Raw genomic sequence first — 779 nt, 5'->3', positions numbered from 1 at the left:
AATCGTCGAGAATGAAGAACCAATACCCATGGTTACCAATAGACCAACAACCAGCATAAGTAGCGCTGCAAGCGGTTTGTTGTCACCAATACTTGTAGACAGTGACTGAACTAGGGTTTCTACGCCACCCGTTTGTTTCATTACCGCTGCAAAACCCGCGGCTGCGATCATAATAAAGCCGATCATCGCCATCATGTGAACGCCTTTGGTGAATACGTCGTGGGTTTCCTTCCAAGCGATAACGCCACCAAACGTGAACACCATAAAACCAGCGAGAGCACCGATGATCATTGAGCCGGTGTAAAGCTGAACACCAAGCGCGGCAATAATACCAAGTGCAGCCACTAGGATGTGCTGTTTGTTAATGCTGTGGTCGGTTTCGTGAACCACCGTCAGTTCTGTTTCTTTGTACTCACGAGGTTTTCGGTAGCTAACAAAAATGGCCAGTAGCAAACCAAAAATCATACCCGCGCCAGGAAGCAACATTGCGGTTGGTACTTGGCTTGCGACAACGTTCTCTAAACCGTTGTCATGCAGGTTCTTCAGCAAGATGTTGTTTAAGAAGATGCCGCCAAAACCAACAGGAAGCACCATGTAAGGTGTAATCAGACCAAAAGTCAGCACACACGCAATTAAGCGACGATCCAGTTTAAGCTTCGCAAATACGCCCAAAAGAGGTGGAATCAAAATTGGAATAAAGGCGATATGAACAGGAATTACGTTCTGAGAAGACATGGTTACGAGCACTAACGCCACTAATACAGCGTATTTAAGGCCAG

Annotated in this window: 1 protein-coding gene; it reads right to left on the bottom strand. The window is 46.5% G+C overall.

All coding sequences use genetic code 11. From position 1 onward, the window contains the following. Positions 1-779 (bottom strand): Na+/H+ antiporter NhaC family protein (locus R7190_RS26855; protein WP_318137794.1); only part of this gene is annotated, 779 nt, incomplete at both ends.

This window comes from Vibrio sp. 1078-1 (genome assembly GCF_033340475.1).
This window is presented reverse-complemented; position numbering and strand designations above follow the sequence as displayed.